Origin of the sequence: uncultured Agrococcus sp. (assembly GCF_945915485.1) — a bacterium.
Lineage (GTDB): Bacteria > Actinomycetota > Actinomycetes > Actinomycetales > Microbacteriaceae > Agrococcus.
This window is the reverse complement of the sequence record NZ_CAMEFJ010000035.1, coordinates 1-22381: the sequence shown is the minus strand read 5'-3', so window position 1 is coordinate 22381 and position 22381 is coordinate 1. Positions and strand designations below refer to the sequence as shown.

Below are 22381 nucleotides of genomic sequence, written 5' to 3'. Positions count from 1 at the left end.
TACCGTGTCCACTTCCATGTCGCCGGCTGAGCTGTGCGCGCACCTGATCCGTTTCGACACCACGAACTTCGGAGAGGGCGAGAGCCGCGGTGAAACGCCGCTCGCCGAGGAGATCGCGAGGATGCTGACAGCAGCGGGCTACGCGCCCGAAACGTACGCGCGTGAACCGCACAGAGCATCCATCGCCGTCCGTGTTCCCGGCCGCGACCGCGAGCTTCCCGGTCTCCTTGTGCACGGGCACCTCGATGTCGTTCCCGCCGAGCCGGAGCAGTGGAGCGTCCCGCCGTTCGAAGGCGTTATCGACAACGGCTACGTGTACGGCCGCGGTGCCGTCGATATGAAGAACATGGTCGCGATGATGCTGTACACCCTGCTCGAGTGGGCCGAGAAGGGCGCGACGCCCGAGCGCGACATCCTCTTCCTCTTCGTAGCCGACGAGGAAGACCGCGGCGATTGGGGCGCGAGCTGGCTGGTCGAAACGCACCCTGAGCTCTTCGCGGGGCTCGGTGCGTCGATCGGCGAATCCGGCGCGCACGCAACGCCTCTCACAGCGGCCGACGGCAGCACCGTCGCCATCTACCCCATCGCCGTCGCCGAACGCGGCACGCTGCACATGCGGCTTCGCGCGAAGGGCACCTCGGGTCACGGCTCGCGCCCCACCCCGGACAGCGCCGTGCACAAGCTGGTCGCTGCGACGCACCGCATCAACGAGCACGAATGGCCCATCGAACTCGGTGACACCGTACGCGAGTACATCGAGGGAACCAACGCAGCGCTCGGCTTCGAAGTCGACCTCGAAACGGAAGCGGGCATCGAGGCGGCCATCGAGCGGATGGGCGAAGCAGGCAGGGTCGCACGCGTGACGATCAGATGCTCGGCGACGACGACCGTCCTGCGCGCCGGCTACAAAGTGAACGTCATCCCCGGTGTTGCCGAAGCGGAGGTCGACGTTCGTGCTCTTCCGGGCACCTTCGATGAGACGCTGCGCACGATGCAGGAGCTGATCGGCCCCGACGTGGAAACGGAGATGATGGGTCCGGGCCGCCCCACGAACTACTCGTCATCCTCGCCCTGGTTCGCTTCGATGCGAGAAGCGGTGCTCCGGCACGACCCCGACGGCGTCGTCGTACCGTACTGCATGGGCGGCGGCACCGATTCGAAAGCGTTCGCACGGCTCGGCATGGAGTGCTTCGGGTTCACACCGCTCACGGCAGACCCCGACGGTCGCACCTTCGCGGGCGTGCACGGTATCGACGAACGAGTGCCCGTTTCGGCTGTCAATGGCGGACAAGCTGTTCTGCACGACTTTCTGGTGCGGGTATGAGCGACGAAACAGCAGGCTTGGAGCGCGTGACCGTGAGCGAAGCGCACGGCGGTCTCGTGACGACGTATTCCGACGGTATTCCGCGCATCTCCTACGCGCTCGTCGATGCTCACGGCACCGTGCTGCTGGAAAACGATTCTGAGCGGGTCTACTACTCGGCCTCCACTGTGAAGATCGGAGTGCTCGTGGCCGCGCTGCGCGCTGTGCAGAATGCGGAGTGGAGTCTCGACGATCAGCTCACGGTGACGCACGATTTCGCGAGCGTCGCGAAGGGCGCCGGCCGCTTCGTCATGGAGGCCGGAAGCACCGACCCGGGTCTGGGCGAGCCCGGTGACACCGTCAGTCGGGCTCGCGTTCTGGAGCGCATGATGACCGTGAGCGCGAACTGCGCGACCAACATGCTGTTCGAAGAGCTCGGGCACGAACGAGTTCTTGCCGCGTTCACGGACGCCGGCGTGCACGATACGTGCATGGATCGCCCGTACTCCGACGCGGCCGGCCTCGAGGCGGGCGTGACGAATCGCGCATCCGCCCTCGGGCTCGCCAGGTTCGTTGCCACACTGACTCGCGGTGATCTGCTGGACGAGACGCGCACGGAGTACGCAAAGCGATTGATGCGCATGCGTCAAGAGCCCGTGATCGCAACGGTGGCTGAGCACTTCGAGTCGGTGGGCGACTCGGTGTCGATCGGCAGCAAGGGCGGCTCGGTGAGTGGGATCGTGCACGACGTGGCATTCATCGAGCACGCGGGCGAAACACGCTGCCTGGCGATCTGCTCACGCGGCTTTACGGACGGGCAGGGGCAGACCGTCGTTCGTGCCGTAGCACGCGCTGTGCTGGGGCTATAGGCCGGCGGCGCCCCTGAGCAGTACCTGCCCCGCGCGGGTGCCGGTCGATTCGCCACCGCTCCACGCGAGCCGACCGGACACGATGACGGCATGCACGCCGGTCGCGAGTCTTCGCGGCTGCTCGTAGTCGGCGAGATCGCGAAATGAGGCCGGGTCGAACGCTATGACATCGGCGACGGCCCCCTCGCGCAGAACACCGCGGTCACGGAGCCCCAGCCGGGATGCCGGCAGCGAAGTGCACTTCCGCACGGCCTCTTCCAACGTCAAGAGCCTCTCCTCCCGCACATAGTTCGCGAAGACGCGCGGGAAGGTGCCGAACGCTCTCGGGTGCGTGGCGCCATCCCCTGCCGGGTCGAGCGAGCCTCCGTCACTTGCCACCGCGACGAGGGGATGCGCGACCGCAGCCCGCACATCCTCTTCCGACATCGCGTGGTTGATGATGCCGACCGTGCCTCGGTGCTCCGCGAGGACTCTGAGCGCGGCATCTGCGGGAGACGTGCCGAGGGAACGAGCGAGCTGTGTGAGCGACTGCCCGCGCGCAGAGGAGAATCGGCCATCCCGCAGACCGCTCAGCACGATGCCTGCGGGGTCGAAGTCACCGTTCTCGAAGCGCGCTGTGAGGTCTGCGCCGATGCGCACACGCGTGTGCTCGTGCTGCAACCGACGGCAGAGTTCCTGCAGTCCGCCGTCGAGGCTCCACTCCGGCAGTCTCGAGGCGAGCGTTGTCGCGGATGCCGTGTACGGGTAGACGTCGGCGGCGATATCCACACCGGCATCGTGTGCAGCGTCGATGCGTTCCAACGCCTTCGGCACGATTCCGTGGTTTGCAGAACCCATGGCCTTGAGGTGAGAAATCTGCAGCCGGGCAGAGTGCTCGGTCGCCGTCGCTGCGGTTATCGCTTCTTCGAGCGCGTCCAGCATTCGTGCGGTTTCGTCTCGCATGTGGGTCGCGTACAAAGCTCCCGTTTCGGTCGTCGTCGAGACGAGCGCCTGGACTTCCTCCTGCGACGCGAATGATCCGGGGGCGTAAATCAGGCCCGTCGAGAGGCCCCACGATCCCTGCTGCACTGCGGCTGCGACGAGCCTGCGCATGAGCAGCAGTTCATCAGGGCGGGGATCGCGGCGGTCGCCACCCATCGCCGCGATGCGCACGGGGATGTGGCCGACGAGCGGCAGCACGTTCACGGCCGGCTGTGACGCCGCGACTCGTTCGGCGAACCCCGCGGTGTCCCGCCACCGCCAGCTGGGTCGGCCACCGAGAAAGGCCGTCCACGCCTGCAGAGCAGCAAGGTCGTCGACGGGGAAGGGCGACAGCCCGCAGTTTCCCGTGACGATGCTCGTGACGCCCTGCGCGAGCTGGCCGCGCGCCGACGGTTCCGACTCGACCGTGAAATCGGCGTGCGAGTGCAGATCGATGAATCCGGGGGCGACGACGAGCCCTCCCGCATCGATGATCTCGATATCCCGTTGGTGCCGAGCGGTGGGCGGCAGGATGCGGGCGACGCGACCGTCACGAATGAGCAGGTCACCGCGGCGCGCTGGCGCTCCCGTGCCATCGACAATCCGCCCGCCGCGCAACAGCACGGGTGCTGCGTCGGCAACGCGAGGACGTGGATCAGCCGCGACGGTCATGCACTCATGCTACGTACTACTCGGGGTGACTCGTGCCGAGGGGAGTTATCGGCCACGCGCACGAAGCAGGCGTTCCCGGACGCCGTCGATGGGAATCCCCTTCGCACTCCGCCCCTCGAAACCGACGCGCGTTCGGGCCTGGAGAACCGAGTTGATGAGCGCCTCCTCCGTCGCCTCTATAGCGGCGAGGAAACTGGGCGAGAGATCGCTATCGCGAGGCGGCGCACCCTCACCGACGGAGAAGGCGATGGCGTAGTCCCCGCTCCCCTGCGAGTAATCGGAGCCGACGCCACGAAGCGCGAAGGTCGCCCGGTTCGCGACGCGACCGAGCTGACGAGCATCGAGCGGGGCATCCGTCGCGATGACGATCATGCAGGAGTTGCCGTCGCCGACGGCCGGGTCCTCTGCGAGCATCTCATTCGCCGGCATCTCGACCCCGTCGATACGCAAGGTTCCCGTGAAGTTGCTCTGCACGAGCGCACCGATCGTGCATTCGCTCTCGCCGATCCTCGCGATACGCGAAGAGGTACCGATGCCGCCTTTGAAGCCGAGCGCAACCGTGCCAGTTCCTGCTCCGATACCGCCCTCGGCAACCGGCCCCGACACCGCGGTAGCAAGTGATTCCCGCACCATGCTCTCGTTCACCGGTCGCTTGCGGATGTCGGAGAGGTGCGAGTCGTTCGTCTCCCCCACGAGCGGATTCAAGGATGTCGTGTCTTCGTAGCCGGGCTGCTCGAGCATGAAGGCGACGAGTGCGTCCGCGACGCGAAAAGCCGACAGCGTGCTGGTCAGCAGCACCGGCGTTTCAATGGTGCCGAGTTCCTGCAACTGCGTCGCACCGATCAGCTTCCCGTAGCCATTCGCGATCGAGAGCCCTGCAGGCAGTTGCTTGCGCCGAGCGCCGAGCGCATCGGGCACGATCGAGGTCACGCCGGTGCTGAACGTGTCGGTGCACAACGTCGAGTGCCCCACGCGGACCCCCGGAACATCCGTTATCGCGTTATTCGGCCCACGCCTCGACGAGCCCGCTGCCACGCCCAGATCCGCCAGCCGCGGTCGTGCATGCTGTTCATTCATCGAAGCTACTCCTGAATCGTCATCCTGCTCGGCTGTGCTCGCTCTGTCCGCATGTACGCCAACCGGGTCAGGAGAGCAAACACCATCAGCTTTGCTTACGCTGCTTGCTACAGTGTCAGAGTGACCGCTGATGCACAACGAGCAGAAGGCCAGAATTCACTCGAGTTCCCACGGCCATCTTGCGCTGAGCGTAAGCAGCGATGATGCTCAACCCCATTCACCTGCGCACACTTATCGAAGTTGTCGGGCTGGGCTCCTTCGCACGGGCTGCCAATCGACTCGGCTACACTGCCTCAGCGGTGTCGCAGCAGATGAACTCGCTGGAGCAGAGCGTCGGCATCACTCTGTTCGAACGAACGGCGCGCAGCGCCCACCCGACGGCTGCTGCAAAGGCAATGGCAAAGGCCGCGGTCCCTGTTTTCTCCGACCTCGCCGAGATCGTCGAGACGGCCCGGCGCACGGCTGAGAACGTGAACGAGGAGCTGGCGGTCGGGCTCTACTCGAGCTTCTCGCGATCGGTGATTCCCACGGTGCTTGCCGACGAAGCGTTCAAAGCGACGGGAATCCGCCTCCGAGTCGTGGTGCAGAATCCGTCAACGAGCGTCGGCAGGTTCGCCGCCGGTGACGCTGCCGACGTCTCCTTCGTCTACAGATACGGGGCAGCCGACCTTGCCTGGCCGTCCTCGGCGAAGGAACTGCTGCTCGGCTCCGACCCGTATCGACTTGCGGTTCCCCGATCCTGGGGCATAGAAGACGATGAACCGTTGACCGCCGAGCGGCTTTCAGCCTGGGATTGGGCCGCCATGCATCCCGGCTCCAGCGATGCGATCGCAATCGAAAACGCGTTCCGCGCCTGCAACGTCCACCCGCACGTGTCCGTGCGCGGCAACGAATTCGAAGTGCTGCTGGACTTCGTCGCCGCCGGCGCCGCAGCTACTTTCCTGCCCGCGTCCGTGCTGCTCGCGTCCGCATCCGAGGTGCAGATCATCGATGTTCCAGAACTCTCGCTGACGCGCACAGTCCATGCGCTGATCGCCCCCGGTGCTGTTCAAGCGACAGTCGCCCCTTTCCTCGGGGCCGTGCGGCGAGCGTTAATGCCCGCCGGGATAACGCCTGCCTAAGCACAGACGCAAGCAATACCTTCGCTGTCGCTCAGCTGAACCGATCAGCGCACCCGAGTCGCCCCAATCCCTCGCTGCAGACCGTAGCGTGAACGAGGAAGCAGCGGACAGGGGGTGCGAATGAGCGAGCGGGCATCGCCGGTTATCGGCATCCTCGGCGGCATGGGTCCGGCGGCGACCGCGGACTTCTACCGTAAGCTCGTCCTCGCTACGCCGGCTGTGCGCGATCAGGAGCACCCCCGCGCTCTGATCTGGTCGGACCCGTCGATTCCCGATCGAGCTTCCGCATATCTGCACGGCGGAGCCAGCCCTATCCCGGGCCTCATCGATGGCGCTCGACGACTGGAAGACTCGGGAGCTGACTTCATCGCCGTCCCGTGCAATACCGCTCACCTGTATCTCGAACCCGTGCGAGAACAGGTGGACGTCCCCGTACTCGACATGATCGATGCCACCGCGCGAGCGCTTGCCCTACGACATGAACGGTCGAGAGTCGCGCTGCTCGGCACCGCGGCGACCGTCCGGAGCGGCATCTATCGAACGGCGTTTGAATGCCGCGGCCTGTTGTCGGTCGAAGTACACGCCGCGGAGCAGCAACTGGTGTCGGCCGCTATCGCTGCTGTCAAAGCCGGCGATGTATTACGAGCCGCGGAACTCCTGGCTCCCGTTCTCGAAGCTCTCGAGCGGCGCGGAGCAGACGCCATTGTCGGGGGCTGCACAGAACTGCCGCTCGCCGCTGAACATCTGATGGTCGGCTCGACTTTCGTCGATCCGAGCACCGTGCTTGCGGGGGCTTGTCTCGACCGGGTGCGCTCGCTTACCCCGGACTCCGTGCTGAAGGGGCCCCTCGCGAGCTAGCTGCAAACCGGCGTTCAGGGGTCGCGCGGGCTGTCCGCCGGGCGCAACGTCACGATCTGCGCGACATCATCGTCAGCGTTGCGATTGCCGCAACAGCACCCCACGCCAGCACTACGACGATCTGAGCCGGGGCGATACTGAAAGCGTCTGGCGCGAGACTCGTCCTGATCATGTCGGACATCGGCTCCATCGGCAGAACACGGTGAACCGCGGCGAACCAGTCCGGAAGCGCTGCCGACGGGAACGTGATCGGACTGAACAGCAGGATGACGAACACCAGCATCTGGGTGAGCAACTGGGCTACGCGGGGTGGCAGCGCCGTCGCCATGCCGTACCCTATGGTCGCCGCGATCGCTGCGACTGCGATCGCGGCGATCGGAGACCAGAAGGAGAGCTGCAAGTCGAGGTCGAAACGCCAAGCAGCCACGACAACGGCAAGGATGATGCCGGGCAGGCTGATGAGGGTCCAGATCGTGAGGTCGGCAGCGAGGAACGCCGAGCGCGGAGCCGGCAGCGTCCGGAACCAGTCATAGCTACCCTCCTGCTTCATTGCGACGACCGCCTGCGGCACCAGGACGAGACCGGTTGTCAGCAGCTGGATCGTGGGGGCACCGGTTGAGAGCCGCAAGGCGGTCGCCGGATCATCGACGGGCGCCAGAAAGCCGAAGCCGATCACGATGCCGACCGCCAGCATGATCTGCACGACGAGCGACAGCGGCAGAATCATCTTCGATGACGCGGCATTCCAGCGCATGAGCAGCCACCACGCGCGAAACCAGTTTCGGACAGGGGTCATGCCGCTCTCTCGCGTTCTTCCGCAGCGTCCTGGGTGAGCTGCACGTACGCATCCTCCAGAGAGACCGGCTGTATAGCGAAGGTTTCGATCCGCCCCATGTCCTGCGCCTCCCGAACCCAGGCGAGAACGCGCTCGCTGTCGGCAGCATCCACCATTGCAGACAGCAGCCCTTCTCGAGCCTCGATGACCTCGGTACCGGGAGGTGCTTCCGGCGTGGCCCCCGGCGACGATCGAAGCTCGACGCGAAGCCGATTGCGCAAGTGCGAAGTCAGCTGACCGAGCGTGCCGCTTGCGACGACCCTGCCCCGATCGAGAACCGTGAGGCGATCGACAGCACGTTCCGCCTCGTTTACATTGTGTGTGACAAGGAGAACGGCAGCACCCTCGTCTGCTTCGCGGCGGATCTCCTGCCACAGCAGCCGACGGCGCACGGGGTCGACGTCGTTCGTAGGCTCATCCAGGACGACGAGCGGAACTCGAGTTGCGGTGGCGATCGCGAAGGCGACCAAGCGCTTGACCCCACCCGAGAGCTGATCGGTCGGTCGGTGCATCCAGTCGCCGAGTTCGAGACGCTCGAACCGGTCTTTCGCCCTAGCTCTAACCTCGGATTTCGAGGCGCCTCGCAGGCGGCCGACGAGCTCCACGGCCAGTGCCGGAGTCAGCCCTGAAATCGGGACGTTCGCTTGCGCCTGTATCGCGCATCGTTGCCGAGCCCGGCTGGGATGCGCAATCGCGTCGATGCCGTCCACTACGATTTCGCCGACGTCGGGCTTCGCGATGCCCACGACTTGGTTTACGAGCGTGGTTTTGCCGGCACCGTTGTGTCCGAGGAGACCGACCACCTGTCCGGCACGCGCTTCGATATCGACACGGTCGTTCGCCAGCACCCGCTTGAACCTCTTGGTCACGCTTCGCACGCTGAGCATGAGACTCCTTTTGCATACTACTCGGTATTTGGATACTAAACGGTATCCGAGTACTGAACGGTATGTCAATGATTAGAATGGCAGCATGGTTGAGGAGAACGCGTCGCCCGAAGAACAAGAGACTCAATCCACTCATAGAACGCGCGCGCAGCAGCAGGCCGAGACACGGGAGAACCTGCTCGAGGCGGCACTCGATATCTTTATCGAGCGAGGGTTTCACGGAGCATCGATCGACGCCATCGCGAAGCATGCCGGCTATACGAAAGGCGCCGTGTACGCGAACTTCAAGAGCAAGGACGAACTGTTCCTCGCGGTCGCCGATCAACGCATCAACGAAGGGACAGCCCGCCTCCAAGCCGCCGACGATCTCGCGCATACCGGCGACATCTCTCACGACAACGAACTCCTCGAGAATCACGAGCATTTCGAGTCTCGCTGGGCCATCCTGAGCCTGGAAATGATCCTGTACGCGATTCGTGAGAAGCCCGGGCTCATTACCGAAGTGGCGGAGCGCTACCAGCACATCGACTCGCTCACCACGAAGTTCCTCCGTCGTAAGGCCGCTGATCCGCCCGAGTCCATCGATTACCTCGCGATCGGCCAGAGTGCACTCGGCGAAGGGCTCATGCTACGGCACCTGCTCGAGCCGCAGCGCATCAACCACGATGTCATCGGTGGGGTATTCGACGCCGTGTTCGACCCGCAGCACCGAGAAGCCTGGAAATCACGCGATACCTAGCCGGCCCCGTTTCGACGCAAAGCAACGGCAACAGAATCCCTTGAGTCGCTTCTGCGGCAATGGAGCGGGATGACGCCCACACAAAAACATGGCAGAATAGCGCCAGAGAAGATGCATGCGTTGCGCCATCCTTGCGTAACACGCGGCTGATAAAACCATTGTCATTCGTGCACGCAAGGAGTCTGCAAATGCGCACGTCCGTATCCCCTCGCTACAACTACGCTGCAAGAGCACAGCACTTCCGGCCGTCGCCCGTCCGCGGCGTCTTCGACATCTCGATGAAGCCGGGCATGATCTCTCTCGCCGGCGGCAACCCCGATCTGACCGTGCTGCCGCTCGAGCAACTCGGTGACGCATCCGCTCGCCTCATTCGCGACCGCGGAACCGAAGTACTGCAGTACGGCACCGGTGCTGGCGTCGACGAGCTACGTGAGGCGCTCACCGACGTGATGTCGCTGTCGGGTATCCGCTCAGACGCCGACGACCTCCTCGTCACGTCCGGCTCGCAGATGGGCATCGAGCTGATTACGACTATGCTCTGTGAACCGGACGATGTCGTCCTGGCCGAATCACCGACGTTCGTGGGCGCGATCGGCACGTTCCTGGGCCTCGAAGCCGACGTCGTGCACGTCGACAGCGACGACGAGGGCCTGATTCCCGCTGCTCTGCAGGAGAGCATTCGTGCCGTGCACGCAACGGGCAAGAAGATCGGCTTCCTGTACACGATTCCGAGTTTCAGCAACCCGACCGGAATCCGGCTCTCGCTCGAGCGCCGCCGGCAGATCGTCGAGATCTGCCGCAAGGAGGGTGTGCAGATCGTCGAGGACGACCCCTACGGCATCATCAGCTTCGACGGATCCGTCGTACCGGCGATGCGTTCGCTCGACGACAGCGTCGTCTACCTCGGCACCATGAGCAAGATCTACTCCCCCGGGCTCCGGGTCGGCTGGATGCTCGCCCCGCGCGAACTTCGCGACCGGCTGCAGCTGGCGAGCGAGGCCACCACCATCTGCGCGAGCGTGCTGAGTCAGCACCTTGCCCTCGAATTCCTGACCGAATTCGACTGGCGTGCCAGCGTCGAAACCGCCACCGGCCGCTACCGGGCTCGCGCCGCCGCGCTCGTGGAAGGGCTCGAAGAGCACATGCCGTCGGACGTTCGCTGGACGAACCCGACCGGCGGTTTCTTCACGTGGCTCACGCTCAACCGCGACATCAACACCGAGAGTCTCCTGCAGCGCGGCATCGATGACGGCATCGTGTTCATCCCCGGCACTGCGTTCTACGCGGATGGGCAGGGCACCGACACGATTCGGCTCGCGTACTCGCTCGCAAGCGAGCAGGACCTGCGGGAGGGCGCGCGTCGCCTGGCCGGTGTTCTGAGCTAGACTTCACGGCCTGTCTGGTCGCTTTCCGACGCTTCGGGGCTGGGTTCGCCCCTCCGCGCAGCATCCCCTTCCCCCTGAGCAGATCAACTTCTCGGTCGCTGGGCGACGACACGCCGCAGAAACGCCTTCCCATCGTCAGGCGACCGAGAAGTTGACTTTTGCGGGGAGAGAATAGCGCTGGATGTCGGCGGCGGCGCACAAGAGACGGCAAGATAGAGGGATGAAGATCCTGTCGATTCAGTCATCGGTGGCGTACGGCCACGTCGGTAACTCCGCTGCCGTCTTCCCCCTGCAGCGTCTCGGGCACGAAGTGTGGCCGGTGTTCACGGTGCACTTCTCGAACCACACCGGATACGGGGCGTGGCGAGGGCCGATGTTCCCGGCATCCGATGTGCGCGACGTCATCGTGGGGATGCAGGAGCGCGGTGTGCTCGGGCAGGTCGACGCGGTGCTCTCGGGCTATCAGGGCGGCAGCGACATCGCCGATGTGATCCTCGAAGCGGTCGACATGGTGAAGGCCGAGAACCCCTCCGCGACGTACACGTGCGACCCCGTGATGGGCAACGCGAAGAGCGGCTGCTTCGTGTCCGACCTGATTCCGCCGCTACTGCGCGACAGGGTGACGCCGAAGGCTGACATCATCACGCCGAATCAGTTCGAACTCGGCTATCTCACGAACACCGACCCGACCGATCTCGAGTCGACGCTGGCATCCGTGGATGCCGCCCGCGAGTTCGGGCCCGGTGCCGTGCTCGTCACCAGCGTCGAGCGACCCGACAGGCCGGACGGCACCATCGAGATGCTCGCCGTGGACGACGAAGGCGCCTGGATCGTCCAGACACCCCACCTGCCGCTGAAGGCCAACGGTTCCGGGGACGTCACGTCGGCGCTCTTCACCGCGCACTACCGTACGTCGGGCTCCGCTGCGGAGGCGCTCGGCAAGACCACCTCGAGCGTCTTCGACCTGCTGCAGTTGACGCTCGACTCCGGGGAGCGCGAACTGCAGCTCGTGGAGGCGCAGGAGGCGTACGCGCATCCCCGCGAGCAGTTCCAGGTGCAGCAAGTTCGTTAGGGTTCTCCCGCCCCATTTTCGAACGCGTGAGAACAAAAATAGAGCCGGGCCGCACTCCCCGGAAGTAGCGCGCGGCCCGGCCCTGGTCTGTATGGCGAACCCCTAAGCGGTCTGCTTCGCCATGAGCTCCAGCACCCGGATCACCTGTGAGGAGTATCCGAACTCGTTGTCGTACCAGACGTACATCACGAGGTGATTGTCGGTCGCGATCGTCGCGAGACCGTCGACGATGCCTGCGCGATTGCTGCCCACGAAGTCGGTGGAGACGACTTCGGGAGAGTCGATGTAATCGATCTGCGAACTCAGGTCACCGGTCAGCGACTCCTGCCGCATCTCGTTGTTGATGATGTCGCGATCGACAGGCTTCCTCAGCGTCAGGTTCAGGATGGCCATCGATACATCCGGCGTCGGAACGCGAATCGCATTGCCCGTCAGCCGGCCCTCCAGTTGAGGCAGTGCCTTCGCGACGGCCTTCGCGGCTCCCGTCTCGGTCAGCACCATGTTGAGGGCCGCGGAGCGTCCGCGCCGATCACCCTTGTGGTGGTTGTCGATGAGGTTCTGATCGTTCGTGTACGAGTGCACGGTTTCGACGTGCCCGTACTCGATGCCGTACCGCTCGTCGATCACCTTGAGCACGGGCGTGATCGCGTTCGTCGTGCAGCTGGCGGCCGTGACGATGCGCGATTCGGGGGTCACTTCGTCATGGTTGATGCCGAAGACCACGTTCGGCAGCCCGCCCTTGCCAGGGGCCGTCAACACGACACGCGAGACGCCGTTCGCCTGCAGGTGCTGTTCAAGCCCGGCCTCGTCGCGCCAGCGTCCGGTGTTGTCGACGACGATGGCGTTGTCGATACCGTAGTCCGTGTAGTCGACGGTCGACGGGTCGTTCGAGTAGATGACTTGGATGCGCGTGCCGTTGGCGATGATCGCGCTGCCCGCTTCATCCACTTCGATCGTGCCCTCGAACGCGCCGTGCACGGAGTCTCGCCGCAGCAGGCTCGCGCGCTTGGTGAGGTCGTTGGGGCCCGCGTTGCGGACGACGATGGCCCGTAGGCGCATGCCGGTTCCCGACCCCTGGTGCGCGATCAGGATGCGTGCCAGCAGGCGCCCGATGCGTCCGAACCCGTAGAGCACGACGTCCTGCGGATTGTGCGGCTGCGTCTCCTCCAGATCACCGATGGCGGCGCGTGCGAAGGATGCGAAATCTTTCTCGGAAGCCGATGCTTCAGCGGCGAGCGCCCCCAGGTCGAGGGATGTGTCCTGCACACCGAGCTCGTCCGCGATCTGCAGCGCCAGCAGCGAGTTGCTCAGCGAGAGCTCCCCGTCGGCGATCCGGCGCGCCCAGCGGTGCGCCTTCACGACGTCGATCGCCGAAGTGTTGACGAGCGTCCGCCCGAACACGCTTGTCACGACGTTCCGTTCCCGATACAGCCGACCGATGAGCGGGATGGACTCTTCGGCAGTTGCCACTTTCGACAGCCAGGTCTTCTGCGCCTGGTTGCACGAGTCGTCGGTCACGTGGGGTCCTCTCTGCAGATGTGCATTCCTGAACCAGTTTGACCGAACAGCACTGTGGCCACCCGCGAAACGGGTGGCCACAAACGCTGCAAATGCATCTGACGGAAAGAACTACCGATTTTTCGCGTGCGAGTCGGCGTCGTTGACGATCTCGTCGATCGTTGCCTTCATTGCTTCGTTCATCGGGCCGGTTCCTTCGAACTCGCCGCCGTCGGTGAGATGCCCCCAGGGGTGCGAGATTTCGACGTTCGCAACCGTCCGGTTGAGGCCCAGGTAGCCGAGGGTCTCACCGAGCCCGGCCACGCCGCGCGTTCCGGACGACTGGCCCCCGTACGAGACGAAGGCGACGCTCTTGTCGCGCCACTCGTGCACGAGATAGTCGATGGCGTTCTTCAAAGGAGCGGTGAAGGAGTGGTTGTATTCGGGCGTCACCCAGATGAACGCGTCGGTCTCCGCGACGCGCTTCGCCCACGCTTTCGTGTGCTCCTTCGTGTACTGCTGCGCGGCAGGGTGGTTCGGCTCATCCATGAACGGCAGGTCGATCTCCTTGAGATCGGCAAAGTCGACCTCGACATCACGTGAGGAGAGCTCTCGCTCGACCCACTTCGCAACGGGAAGACCCGTTCGGCCTTCGCGGACGGATGCAACGAGAATCATGACTTTAGCCATACGTTTTCCTTTCATGGAGGCGGTGTGCTGAGCACGTACTCCATACGGTAACGCAGGGCGCCGAAGGGTATTCCCGGAATGCACAGGGAGCACGAGCCTAACGGATACTATGACGTGTCCGGCTACCAGGCTCGTGCCGCGGATGCTTAGTCAGTCTCGAGGCTCGGGCCAGAACATTTCTTCCGGACAGACTGCATGCATTGCAGGCAACTCTGACCCTATTATTATCCCCTCGTCCAACAAATACTCATACGGTGTCCAGAGACCCTGCCCATCAATAAACTGTTGCAGCGTCGGTTGATTAGGAATCGAATACCCCTCAGCCTCTAAGCAGCGAGTCGTCTCCTTGAGACTCTCGTACCACCGCTCCCAGTCCGCTTGCGAAAAATACTCCGGATGGATACTCGCTTCCTGCCAGCACGAACTGTCAGCATCATGGAAGTCTTGAAGCTGCTCTTCTGGTATCTCCCCTGGACTGAAACCGCCGTCACCGGTAGCATCCTCGACCTCCCAGCCAAAGCCAGCCATGCATTCAACATAGATGGCATGACTCTCCTCCTCGGAGGCCGGCCCAGGATAACCCTGTGGTTCGGATTCGATATCTAAAGAGCATCCACCAAGAACGACAACTACGATAGCCACCGCTGCGAATGCGAATAGCAGACGAAACGTTTTAGGCACTGGCAAGCGATATCCAGTCAACGCTAGGCTCACACTCGCTCCGATCGCGATCGCCGCCCAATGCCCGCCCCCTGAGTTTGTTGGTTTCCATCATTAGCATCTCCGATGCAGCTCCGACTCCTCTTCGTGAAGGAGTTATGGATGATGGTGGCAAAGCCCTTCAGCATCGTCAATAAAAGAGGAGCAGCGCCCCTAGGACAGCTGCGGCAGCGAAGCCGCCCTTGGAAGGACGGCTGGCCATCACCGTGGGCTCGGCCAGAATTCCTGCTCAGGGCAGATTTCGTACAGCAGTTCAGTCTCACCGATTCCCGTCACCGTACCGGAATCCCACAGGTCACCATACGGGCTCCATTCGCCTTGCCCGTCAATAAACTGCTGCACCGTCGGTTTGTCAGGGAAGGAGTAACCCTCCTCCTCCAAGCACCGAGTCGTCTCCATGAGACTTTCGTACCACTCTTGCCACTCGTCTTGCGTAAAATTCTCCGGACGCGGCAACGCTAATGGAGAGCACTCGGCGGTAGCTTCACTGTAAGCATCCCCCTGCTCCGGCGGGATCTCACCCGGAGTGAATCCGCCATCCGGCATCTGCTCCACTTCCCAACCCATCTCCGCAAGACAGTCCATGAAGATCTGGTCGCTCTCCTCCCGCGAAGTCGGGCCCGGCCACTCCTCCGAATCTAGCTCTGCTGAATCGGCGCCACTGCACCCGGCCAAGACCAGCATCGAAGCCGCAGTTGCGAGCGCGGGCAACCTCCGAAATGCCCTAGTCATCGGCAGATCTATAGATCGCGGAATGTAGTAGATGAGAGATAGTTGCCGCTCCCATCAAAGTAGGCCATGTGTCGCTGCCATTACGGTGTTCCCGTGTGCAAAGTTCAATGCGTATCTCGATGAACTCACCACGTGCTGAGCGGATCAACACACTCGGTCTCTTGGAGCTGCGCATGGGTAATGCCAGTCAACGACACCAAGTCGTAATACTGATACTCCACAAGCAGCATCTCCTCCCATTCAGCGTATGAGATGAGATTCGGCGGGGAAAAACCCGCATCGATGAGACAGTCATGAAACTCAGCAGTCGCATCGTACACTTCTCGCATATGTTCTGGAGTCCACTCGGGCGCCAGAATATCATTCGCTCCGATTTCATCCATGCGGGCTTCACGATCCCGCGTTACTTCATCCTGCTGTTCCGGAGGATTCTGGCCGACCCCTTGGCCGTCCTCAACCCAATAGTTCCAGCCTTTGCTTTGCATGCACTGCGCGAGTCGTTCGAGCAGCTCATCCGCGTCAGCCGGGACATCTGCCCACTGCGAACTCATTGAGGCTTGATCATCACTGCCGGTGGTTTCAGTATCACCAGCACACCCAACCACGGCCGCGAGAGTCAACACCCCCACAGCCGCGGCTGCGAAGCCGCCTTTGGAAAGACGGCTGAACATCACCGCGGCCCCGGCCAGAATTCCTGCTCAGGGCAGATATCTTGCACGACGGTAAACTCGCCATCGCTCATCACACCCGAACCCAAGAGTTCGACGTATGGGCTCCACTCGCCTCCACCATCGATAAACTCCTGCAAGGTGGGTTGCTCAGGCAGAGAATAGCCTTCCGCCTCCAAACAGCGTGAGGTCTCAATGGTGTTGCCGTACCATTCCTCCCATTCATTCTGGCTGAAGTTCTCTGGTCGCACGTTGGCATGCTCCCAGCACTCGGTCGTGGCTCCGTTCCATTCTTCGACTTGCTCATCCGGGATCTCACCCGGAGTGAATCCGCCATCCGGCATCTGCTCCACTTCCCAGCCCCGCTCCGCAAGACAGTCCATGAAGATCTGGTCGCTCTCCTCGCGCGACGTGGGCCCCGGATAGTCTTCAGGGAGCGAGTCTGTGGCGGAAGAAGTGCCGCAACCCGTCACGACAGTGAGCAACAGAAACGGCGCCGCCCATCTGAATACAGGTTTCCACCGTCTAGACATCACAAACTGTGGTTGCTGATGTGTAGTCACTCGCGCTCATATAACCGAACGTTGGACCCACTTCTTGCAGCATGCCTGCATTCGTACGGCGCTGCGTCATGTTGAAGTCGTTGAACGTGTAAGGGACCGTGGTTCCAGAAGTACCCCGATGAGTGTGTCGAATCAAGTTCCTAGCCGTGGATGAAATGTAGACGGAGTGCCCTGGAATCGAGCGACAATCACGATCGGGGAGCGGGATGTAGTTATTTTGAAAAGTGCCTATATCCTGGCTGATCTGTTGTCCCCGCATTGGTTCGGCACTCATCGCCGAACCGCTCGCCGTCGCAGGCAGTGCTCCGGTCAAAGCAAGGGCCGCACTCGCTCCTGGCGCAAGTGCGGCCTTCATGCCGAGCTTCTTCGAATTGCTTGTCGTTTTCATTCTCGTTCCGATCTCATTCAGGTTCTTCCTCGTCGAAGAACTACTCACCAAAATTGCACCGACACCGTTTAGAATCAAGGTATAGAAACCATTGTGACCAGTTCATTATATTCGAACGTTGTAAATTCTGGCCTTCAGTCAGCAACTATGCTGGGATGGAATTTCACAGGCGAAGATGCCAGGAGTTACACGAGTGAGCAGCGAACAAACATCAGCAGAACCCGAGACGGTCGAGCGCCGCGAGGCAGTAGCGCCGAAGCACTCGCGACGGAAACGCTGGCCGAGCATCCTTGCAACTTCCGCAATCGCACTGTTGCTCGGCTGCGTAATCGGATGGGCGGCTGCGACTGTCTTCATGCCCGCGGAGGACGTGTCGCAGGATGCCGCGACCGCAACCGTTGAGGTCACAGAGGGCACCGTCGGCTCGACGCTGCAGTTTTCTGCGGCTGCGCAATGGGATTCTCGGCCTATGGCTGCAAATGCCGCCGACGGCATAATCACCAGCATCGAGGTGTCTCAGGGCGACCGGGTTGCAGCCGGAGACGCTCTGTACACCGTGAACGAGCGGCCCGTGATCGTCGCAGAAGGAGATACCCCCGCATACGGTTCCATGCAGCGCGACTCCGAAGGCGAAGTCGTGAGGCAGCTTCAGCAGTTTCTGCTCGACGGAGGCTACCTGTCGTTCGAACCCGACGGCGAATTCGGCCCCGGCACCCACACGGCTGTGCGCAATTGGCAGCGCGATGCGGGCTACCCCGTCACCGGCATCGTCGAGCAGGGCGACATCATCTGGCTTGCGAACCTCCCGACTCGCGTCACGCTCGAAAGCGAAGTCTTTTCGAGCGGTCGATCGATCCTGCCCGGTGAGGGCGACATCTATGCGCTGGGAGCCGCGCCCGATTTCACGATGCCACTCACTCAGCAGCAGGCCCAGATGATTCCGCAAGGCACAGAAGTCAGTATCACCGGCCCCGAAGGCGAAACATGGGATGCCGTGGTCGGCGAGCGCGAGGCGGCGGAGGAGGCATCAGACATGATGATTCTGACCCTCGAAGCTCCCGATGAAGCAACCATCTGCGGCGACGAGTGCTCGCAGATTCCTGTCACCGGGCAGACGCTGCTCAGTTCAACCATCCATGTGACTCCGCCACAAGACGGTCTCGTGGTGCCGGTCGCCGCAATTCGCACCGATTCCACCGGCGCAACGCTGCTGATCGACACAGAAGGCAACGAGCACCCCGTCGCGATCGTCCAGACCGCTGACGGCATGGCTCTGATTGAAGGCGTGGACACCGGCCTGCGCGTGCAGATTCCTGCAGAGGATGCCGAATGACAACCCTGCTCGAAGTCGAGGGCATCGACTTCAGCTACCGGCGCGGCAACTCGATCCTGCGAGACGTTCGGGAGTCATTTCCCGCAGGCGAAGTCGTTGCGCTCACGGGGCCGTCGGGACGCGGGAAGTCGACGCTGCTCTATATTCTCGGGTTGCTGATGGTGCCGAATGCCGGGAACGTTCGGGTGCTCGGCGAAGACCTCGCGAAAGCCTCGGACGTCAAGCGAGCGAAGTCCAGGGCGCACATGTACGGGTTCGTGTTTCAAGACGCCGCGCTCGATCTCACGCGAACCGTGCTCGACAACGTGCTCGAGTCAACGCTGTACCGTGGCGAACGCCGCCGCGACCTGGAGAATCGCGCACGCGAACTGCTCGACCAGTTCGAAGTCAGCGTGCGCATCCATCACAAGCCGGGCGAAATCTCCGGCGGCCAGGCACAACGTATCGCTGTCTGCCGAGCGCTGCTGGGGAATCCGCGCATCCTGCTGGCCGATGAGCCAACCGGCAACCTCGACGCCGTCTCGAGCCGCATCGTCATCGACGCCATGAGGCATCAGGCCGACCACGGCAGCGCCGTCGTGATCGCTACACACGACCCCTCGGTGATGGCAGCGTGTGATCGGCGAGTGGAACTCTGATGTTCGGCCGTGTTCTGCGCGAAGCCGCTGCCGCAGCAAAGGGGCAGCCGGTCGTATCGATCCTGACGATTCTGATGGTGGCGGGCATGTGCATCGCCGTGCTCATGACGCAGGGGCGAGCCGTGGGCACGCAGCAAGCGGTCGTCGGCACTCTCGATGACGCCGGCACGCGAACCATCGTGGTGAGGGCCTCAGCGGAGGCGGGGCTCGATACATCGGTACTCGAACGTCTGCAGGGGGTTTCGTCTGTCGCCGACGCGACCGCATTCGGCCCGGCGGTCGATGCCACCAACACCAACGTTCCCGGCGGTACGAGAGTCGCGCTGCGCGACAGCTACGGCTTCGACACCGGCCAGCATGTCCTTCCGGGTGGCGTCGTTGCATCCGACGAAGCACTCGAACTCCTCGGCATGCAGCATCCGGCCGGCTCGATCACGACGCACGAGGGCCGCGAAGCAGCAGTTGTCGGCAGCATAGACGTGCCAGAGGAACTCGGGTTTCTCGAGCCCGTGCTCGTGGCACCAGCCGACCCCGGCACCCTCGAAGAGCCGATGATGGTCTCGACACTCGTCGTGACCGCAACCGACGCCCAACACATCACCTCGCTGCAAGAGGTCATTGTCTCGGTGCTCGGCGTTGTCGACCCGGAAGGCATCACGATCGACACCAGCGCGCAGCTCGCCGAGTTGCGCACCATCGTCGACGGTCAGCTGTCTGGCGAAGCGCAGACGATCACAGCAGCAATCTTCGCACTCGCCGCCGTATTGGTTGCGGCGGTCACCACGGCGCTCGTCATGATGCGACGACGCGATTACGGACGCCGAAGAGCGCTGGGCGCGAGTCAACGACTCATCTTGGCCCTGGTGCTTGCGCAGTCCGCCGTGCTCGCCGGCATCGGCGGAATCCTGGGCGCAATAGGCTCCTTCATAACGCTCACAGCAATGAACAGCCCGGTCCCGGGGCCGGGGTACTTTGCTGCCGTCATCGTCCTGTCAGTGACAGTAAGTGTCCTGGCCTCGGTGTTTCCGGCGTTCTGGGCCGCGCGGCGAGAGCCGGCCCGTGAACTCAGAGTGCCGTGACGGCGCACCGGATGTGACATCCTGGAAAACATGTCGGACACACACTCACTCGCCGACTCCGAGACGCGCACGGCGCTCGGGCACGGCTGGTCGACAACGGTGTGGGATGACCCCGTGAATCTCATGCCGTACGTCACGTACGTGTTCCGGCAGTACTTCGGATACTCGCGCGAGGATGCCGAGCAGCTCATGCTGCAGGTGCACAATGCTGGACGAGCCTCGGTGGCCTCCGGCGATCGCGAGCAGCAGGAGCGGCACGTCGCAGCGATGCACGGCTACGGCCTGCAGGCGACGGTGGAGCGCATCTGATGCGGGCGTGGGAGCGAACGGATGACGGCGTCAGGGCCCGCTTCGAGGACGCCGAAGCGGCCATGTTCGAGAACCTGGCCGATCAGCTCAAGCTGCTGCATCGCGCGGCGGCACAGGGTGCCGTCGAGTTCGCCGACCCGGCTGTCCAGCGACTGTATCCCGACGGCTACAGCGACCCGGAAGAAGCGAAGGAGTTCAAGCGCTTCTCGCTTCCGCAGATCGCCGAAAGCAGAGAACGCGCTCAGGACGCCATCATCGTCGGTCTCGTCACCGCCGATCGCAAGGAAGGGCACCGCATCGTTTCCGTCGGCGATGACGAGGTCGATGACTGGCTGCGGGGCGTCAGCGACATGCGCACCGTCCTGTCGAGCCGCATCGAGCTGGGCACCGGCGGCCAGAACGCCGACTTCGACGAGGACGACCTCGAGCAGTTCTCGGCGGTCGTCGACTGGCTCGGTTTCGTGCAGGCGAGTCTGCTCGAGGCGCTGTAGCCCTACGGCAGCAGGACCACAGCGCTGGTCATTGGTGGTGGTGCACGCCGTGCGGCAACGCCACTGAGCCCGGTTCCGTGAGAGAAAGCGCCGGCGTCGTAATCGTGGCGACCACGATCGCGCCCGACACGAGCGCTGCGATCATGCGCCCTCCTCCCCCGCTGTGCTGCCGAGCCGCCGAGTTCCGCAGCTGCAACGCGGCCGTGATCGCGACTCCCCACTGGAAGAGCAGCAGCGCCACGACCGGCACGAACCCGATCAGCCCGCCGAACACGAGCGCCAGGGATGCGGCGGTCGTGACCGCGCAGAGCACGAGCAGTGTCCGCGGGACGGGGATGCCATGGGCACGCAGGAGGACACCGCCGAAGACGAGTTGCGATACGGCCAGCGCTATGAGTGGCACCGCCAGAAGCGCGTGCAGCCCCGCAGCGAGCGCGAACAGGATGAGGCCCGCCCCCGCAAGCGCGAGGGCAGACCATACCGTGCGAAACATCAGGCTGCGCTGGCACGGGAGGCGTGCACGTCACGGTCGGCCGCGAAACCGACGCCCAGCAGCAAGAGGGCGCTCGCGAGGTGCAGCACGTGATCGGCCGTGTTCAGCGCCAGGATGTTGAGCGCGGAATCGGCGATGAAGAAGCCGACGATTCCCAGCAGCAGATAGGCCGCCCCGACGGTGACGTTCACCGACTTCGAAGCGCGAAGGCCCGTGAGTCCTGCGACGAGGAGTGCAGCACCAATCAAAAGGTGTGCGACGTTGTGCAGCGGATTCACCTCGAAGACGCCGAGCAGGAGGCCGCCGTCGGTTGCGAGGAATCCGACGCCTCCTGTCACGGTGAATCCGAGAACGCCCACAAGCACGTACACCGCGCCGAAGACAGTGCCGATGAGCTGGTTTGCTGATTTCTTCATGATGCCCTCCCGGAACATTGCACCGCGTCGTTCGCGGTTTGCATGGCTATTCGGAGCGCTTCGCAGAACGGTTTGGGCGAACTCGGGTTGTCGCTGGGGCTACGCCGCGCCAATCCGGTCTGCTGCGCACTCCGAATACTTCAGCGACCGGCCCTGGCAGCGGCCCATCTTCAATCGGCAGGCGAGCACTGTGCATGTTTACGCAACGACACTTCCGCGGCCGCCCGAGCGCATTTCGAGGCGATCGTGGCGGCCGCAGGCGAGGCTGCGCGAATTCGGGCGGCCGTGGTACATGCTTGTCACGATGGTGATCGACGACGTCGAAGTGCCCGAGGGGCCAGACGCTGCCGACCCCGCAACACAGTTGCTCGAGCGGACGGCGGGTGGAAGCGACACCGCGTTCGCGTCCCTGTACGACATGCTGGCGGCTCGCGCCTTCGGGCTCATTCTGCGCGTCCTGGTCGATCGAGCGCAGAGCGAAGAGGTGCTGCAGGACGTTTTCCTGGAAGTGTGGCAGACGGCAGCGAAGTTCGACTCCTCTCGCGGGGGTGCCCGTGCGTGGATACTCACGATCGCCCACCGCCGC

Annotated in this window: 25 protein-coding genes; 13 read left to right on the top strand and 12 right to left on the bottom strand. The window is 63.5% G+C overall.

All coding sequences use genetic code 11. The features are described 5' to 3' along the window. Both Q0O95_RS07595 and Q0O95_RS07590 read left to right on the top strand, forming a co-directional pair. Positions 1 to 1324, top strand: a 1324-nt coding sequence (locus Q0O95_RS07595; RefSeq protein ID WP_293696990.1) for a M20/M25/M40 family metallo-hydrolase, incomplete at its 5' end; no start/stop codon positions are given. Beyond that, positions 1321 to 2172 (top strand): serine hydrolase, encoded by an 852-nt coding sequence (locus tag Q0O95_RS07590; protein WP_293696987.1) that lies wholly within the window; start codon positions 1321 to 1323, stop codon positions 2170 to 2172. The genes Q0O95_RS07595 and Q0O95_RS07590, both read left to right, overlap by 4 nt. Here the strand turns inward: Q0O95_RS07590 and Q0O95_RS07585 are convergent. Together Q0O95_RS07585 and Q0O95_RS07580 are read right to left on the bottom strand one after the other, a co-directional pair. Next, positions 2167 to 3804, bottom strand: a complete 1638-nt coding sequence (locus Q0O95_RS07585; RefSeq protein ID WP_293696984.1) for an amidohydrolase family protein — start codon at positions 3802 to 3804, stop codon at positions 2167 to 2169. The two genes, Q0O95_RS07590 and Q0O95_RS07585, sit on opposite strands and share 6 nt — an antisense overlap. 45 nt (positions 3805 to 3849) lie before the next feature. Next, a complete protein-coding gene (locus Q0O95_RS07580) occupies positions 3850 to 4881 on the bottom strand; it encodes a P1 family peptidase (RefSeq protein WP_293696981.1) in 1032 nt (343 codons plus the stop codon). Between the two features lie 200 nt (positions 4882 to 5081). Here Q0O95_RS07580 and Q0O95_RS07575 point away from each other — a divergent pair, with 200 nt between their 5' ends. After that, positions 5082 to 6002, top strand: a complete 921-nt coding sequence (locus Q0O95_RS07575; RefSeq protein WP_293696978.1) for a LysR family transcriptional regulator — start codon at positions 5082 to 5084, stop codon at positions 6000 to 6002. Positions 6003 to 6122: 120 nt separating this feature from the next. Beyond that, a complete protein-coding gene (locus tag Q0O95_RS07570) occupies positions 6123 to 6860 on the top strand; it encodes an amino acid racemase (RefSeq protein WP_293696975.1) in 738 nt (245 codons plus the stop codon). Between the two features lie 49 nt (positions 6861 to 6909). On the opposite strand, the gene Q0O95_RS07565 is transcribed toward Q0O95_RS07570, so the two are convergent. Beyond that, positions 6910 to 7656 carry an ABC transporter permease gene (locus Q0O95_RS07565; protein WP_293696972.1) on the bottom strand — a complete coding sequence of 249 codons (747 nt, stop codon included), beginning with the start codon at positions 7654 to 7656 and terminating at the stop codon, positions 6910 to 6912. Then, complete coding sequence (locus Q0O95_RS07560) at positions 7653 to 8564, bottom strand: ABC transporter ATP-binding protein (RefSeq protein WP_293696970.1); 912 nt, start codon at positions 8562 to 8564, stop codon at positions 7653 to 7655. Before Q0O95_RS07560 ends, Q0O95_RS07565 begins: the two co-directional genes overlap by 4 nt. Positions 8565 to 8667: 103 nt before the next feature. Between Q0O95_RS07560 and Q0O95_RS07555 the strand changes: the two genes are divergently transcribed. From Q0O95_RS07555 to pdxY, 3 genes are all read left to right on the top strand, one after another. After that, on the top strand, positions 8668 to 9321 hold the full coding sequence (locus Q0O95_RS07555; RefSeq protein WP_293696967.1) for a TetR/AcrR family transcriptional regulator: 654 nt from the start codon (positions 8668 to 8670) through the stop codon (positions 9319 to 9321). 188 nt (positions 9322 to 9509) lie between these two features. Beyond that, positions 9510 to 10706: a PLP-dependent aminotransferase family protein gene (locus Q0O95_RS07550; RefSeq protein WP_293696964.1), complete on the top strand. Its 1197-nt coding sequence runs from the start codon at positions 9510 to 9512 to the stop codon at positions 10704 to 10706. Between the two features lie 220 nt (positions 10707 to 10926). Beyond that, complete coding sequence (pdxY, locus tag Q0O95_RS07545) at positions 10927 to 11778, top strand: pyridoxal kinase PdxY (RefSeq protein WP_293696961.1); 852 nt, start codon at positions 10927 to 10929, stop codon at positions 11776 to 11778. Positions 11779 to 11880: 102 nt separating this feature from the next. Here pdxY and Q0O95_RS07540 read toward each other — a convergent pair whose 3' ends face one another. The 6 genes from Q0O95_RS07540 to Q0O95_RS07515 all read right to left on the bottom strand — a co-directional run bounded on the left by Q0O95_RS07540 (position 11881) and on the right by Q0O95_RS07515 (position 16648). Beyond that, entirely contained in the window at positions 11881 to 13296 is a 1416-nt protein-coding gene (locus tag Q0O95_RS07540; RefSeq protein WP_293696958.1) for a glyceraldehyde-3-phosphate dehydrogenase, read from the bottom strand. Positions 13297 to 13407: 111 nt separating this feature from the next. Beyond that, positions 13408 to 13965 carry an NAD(P)H-dependent oxidoreductase gene (locus Q0O95_RS07535; protein WP_293696956.1) on the bottom strand — a complete coding sequence of 186 codons (558 nt, stop codon included), beginning with the start codon at positions 13963 to 13965 and terminating at the stop codon, positions 13408 to 13410. A 150-nt stretch (positions 13966 to 14115) separates the two neighbouring features. Beyond that, positions 14116 to 14607 (bottom strand): hypothetical protein, encoded by a 492-nt coding sequence (locus Q0O95_RS07530; RefSeq protein WP_293696954.1) that lies wholly within the window; start codon positions 14605 to 14607, stop codon positions 14116 to 14118. Between the two features lie 279 nt (positions 14608 to 14886). Beyond that, complete coding sequence (locus Q0O95_RS07525; RefSeq protein ID WP_293696952.1) at positions 14887 to 15417, bottom strand: hypothetical protein; 531 nt, start codon at positions 15415 to 15417, stop codon at positions 14887 to 14889. Positions 15418 to 15542: 125 nt separating this feature from the next. Continuing rightward, a complete protein-coding gene (locus Q0O95_RS07520) occupies positions 15543 to 16091 on the bottom strand; it encodes a hypothetical protein (RefSeq protein ID WP_293696949.1) in 549 nt (182 codons plus the stop codon). Further along, on the bottom strand, positions 16088 to 16648 hold the full coding sequence (locus Q0O95_RS07515) for a hypothetical protein (protein WP_293696946.1): 561 nt from the start codon (positions 16646 to 16648) through the stop codon (positions 16088 to 16090). Before Q0O95_RS07515 ends, Q0O95_RS07520 begins: the two co-directional genes overlap by 4 nt. Before the next feature lie 581 nt (positions 16649 to 17229). On the opposite strand from Q0O95_RS07515, the gene Q0O95_RS07510 reads away from it, so the two are divergent. Genes Q0O95_RS07510 through Q0O95_RS07490 form a run of 5 tightly spaced genes read left to right on the top strand, consistent with a single transcriptional unit; the run spans position 17230 to position 20886 of the window. Then, positions 17230 to 18369 (top strand): peptidoglycan-binding protein, encoded by a 1140-nt coding sequence (locus tag Q0O95_RS07510; protein ID WP_293696943.1) that lies wholly within the window; start codon positions 17230 to 17232, stop codon positions 18367 to 18369. Next, positions 18366 to 19007, top strand: coding sequence for an ABC transporter ATP-binding protein (locus Q0O95_RS07505; protein ID WP_293696940.1), 642 nt, complete (start codon positions 18366 to 18368; stop codon positions 19005 to 19007). Before Q0O95_RS07510 ends, Q0O95_RS07505 begins: the two co-directional genes overlap by 4 nt. Beyond that, positions 19007 to 20086 carry an FtsX-like permease family protein gene (locus Q0O95_RS07500; protein ID WP_293696937.1) on the top strand — a complete coding sequence of 360 codons (1080 nt, stop codon included), beginning with the start codon at positions 19007 to 19009 and terminating at the stop codon, positions 20084 to 20086. Before Q0O95_RS07505 ends, Q0O95_RS07500 begins: the two co-directional genes overlap by 1 nt. Positions 20087 to 20116: 30 nt before the next feature. Continuing rightward, complete coding sequence (gene clpS, locus Q0O95_RS07495) at positions 20117 to 20395, top strand: ATP-dependent Clp protease adapter ClpS (RefSeq protein ID WP_293696934.1); 279 nt, start codon at positions 20117 to 20119, stop codon at positions 20393 to 20395. Then, the gene (locus Q0O95_RS07490) at positions 20395 to 20886 is read left to right on the top strand and encodes a DUF2017 family protein (RefSeq protein ID WP_293696931.1); all 492 of its coding nucleotides are present in this window, start codon (positions 20395 to 20397) and stop codon (positions 20884 to 20886) included. Before clpS ends, Q0O95_RS07490 begins: the two co-directional genes overlap by 1 nt. A 28-nt stretch (positions 20887 to 20914) precedes the next feature. On the opposite strand, the gene Q0O95_RS07485 is transcribed toward Q0O95_RS07490, so the two are convergent. Both Q0O95_RS07485 and Q0O95_RS07480 read right to left on the bottom strand, forming a co-directional pair. Beyond that, positions 20915 to 21379: a hypothetical protein gene (locus Q0O95_RS07485; RefSeq protein ID WP_293696928.1), complete on the bottom strand. Its 465-nt coding sequence runs from the start codon at positions 21377 to 21379 to the stop codon at positions 20915 to 20917. Beyond that, positions 21379 to 21795, bottom strand: a complete 417-nt coding sequence (locus Q0O95_RS07480) for a DUF4383 domain-containing protein (RefSeq protein WP_293696925.1) — start codon at positions 21793 to 21795, stop codon at positions 21379 to 21381. The genes Q0O95_RS07485 and Q0O95_RS07480 overlap by 1 nt, the downstream gene beginning before the upstream one ends. A gap of 292 nt (positions 21796 to 22087) precedes the next feature. Here Q0O95_RS07480 and Q0O95_RS07475 point away from each other — a divergent pair. Beyond that, on the top strand, positions 22088 to 22381 hold a 294-nt coding region (locus Q0O95_RS07475), incomplete at its 3' end, for a sigma factor (RefSeq protein ID WP_293696993.1).

Excerpts from the sequence above, each read along its gene's own strand:
- Q0O95_RS07570 (WP_293696975.1), top strand. The coding sequence starts at position 6,123 with ATGAGCGAGCGGGCATCGCCGGTTATCGGCATCCTCGGCGGCATGGGT.
- Q0O95_RS07500 (WP_293696937.1), top strand. The coding sequence starts at position 19,007 with ATGTTCGGCCGTGTTCTGCGCGAAGCCGCTGCCGCAGCAAAGGGGCAG.
- Q0O95_RS07480 (WP_293696925.1), bottom strand. The coding sequence starts at position 21,795 with ATGAAGAAATCAGCAAACCAGCTCATCGGCACTGTCTTCGGCGCGGTG.
- Q0O95_RS07590 (WP_293696987.1), top strand. The coding sequence starts at position 1,321 with ATGAGCGACGAAACAGCAGGCTTGGAGCGCGTGACCGTGAGCGAAGCG.
- clpS (WP_293696934.1), top strand. The coding sequence starts at position 20,117 with ATGTCGGACACACACTCACTCGCCGACTCCGAGACGCGCACGGCGCTC.
- Q0O95_RS07580 (WP_293696981.1), bottom strand. The coding sequence starts at position 4,881 with ATGAATGAACAGCATGCACGACCGCGGCTGGCGGATCTGGGCGTGGCA.
- Q0O95_RS07575 (WP_293696978.1), top strand. The coding sequence starts at position 5,082 with ATGATGCTCAACCCCATTCACCTGCGCACACTTATCGAAGTTGTCGGG.
- Q0O95_RS07490 (WP_293696931.1), top strand. The coding sequence starts at position 20,395 with ATGCGGGCGTGGGAGCGAACGGATGACGGCGTCAGGGCCCGCTTCGAG.
- pdxY (WP_293696961.1), top strand. The coding sequence starts at position 10,927 with ATGAAGATCCTGTCGATTCAGTCATCGGTGGCGTACGGCCACGTCGGT.
- Q0O95_RS07550 (WP_293696964.1), top strand. The coding sequence starts at position 9,510 with ATGCGCACGTCCGTATCCCCTCGCTACAACTACGCTGCAAGAGCACAG.
- Q0O95_RS07525 (WP_293696952.1), bottom strand. The coding sequence starts at position 15,417 with ATGACTAGGGCATTTCGGAGGTTGCCCGCGCTCGCAACTGCGGCTTCG.
- Q0O95_RS07565 (WP_293696972.1), bottom strand. The coding sequence starts at position 7,656 with ATGACCCCTGTCCGAAACTGGTTTCGCGCGTGGTGGCTGCTCATGCGC.
- Q0O95_RS07585 (WP_293696984.1), bottom strand. The coding sequence starts at position 3,804 with ATGACCGTCGCGGCTGATCCACGTCCTCGCGTTGCCGACGCAGCACCC.
- Q0O95_RS07505 (WP_293696940.1), top strand. The coding sequence starts at position 18,366 with ATGACAACCCTGCTCGAAGTCGAGGGCATCGACTTCAGCTACCGGCGC.
- Q0O95_RS07555 (WP_293696967.1), top strand. The coding sequence starts at position 8,668 with ATGGTTGAGGAGAACGCGTCGCCCGAAGAACAAGAGACTCAATCCACT.
- Q0O95_RS07535 (WP_293696956.1), bottom strand. The coding sequence starts at position 13,965 with ATGGCTAAAGTCATGATTCTCGTTGCATCCGTCCGCGAAGGCCGAACG.
- Q0O95_RS07485 (WP_293696928.1), bottom strand. The coding sequence starts at position 21,379 with ATGTTTCGCACGGTATGGTCTGCCCTCGCGCTTGCGGGGGCGGGCCTC.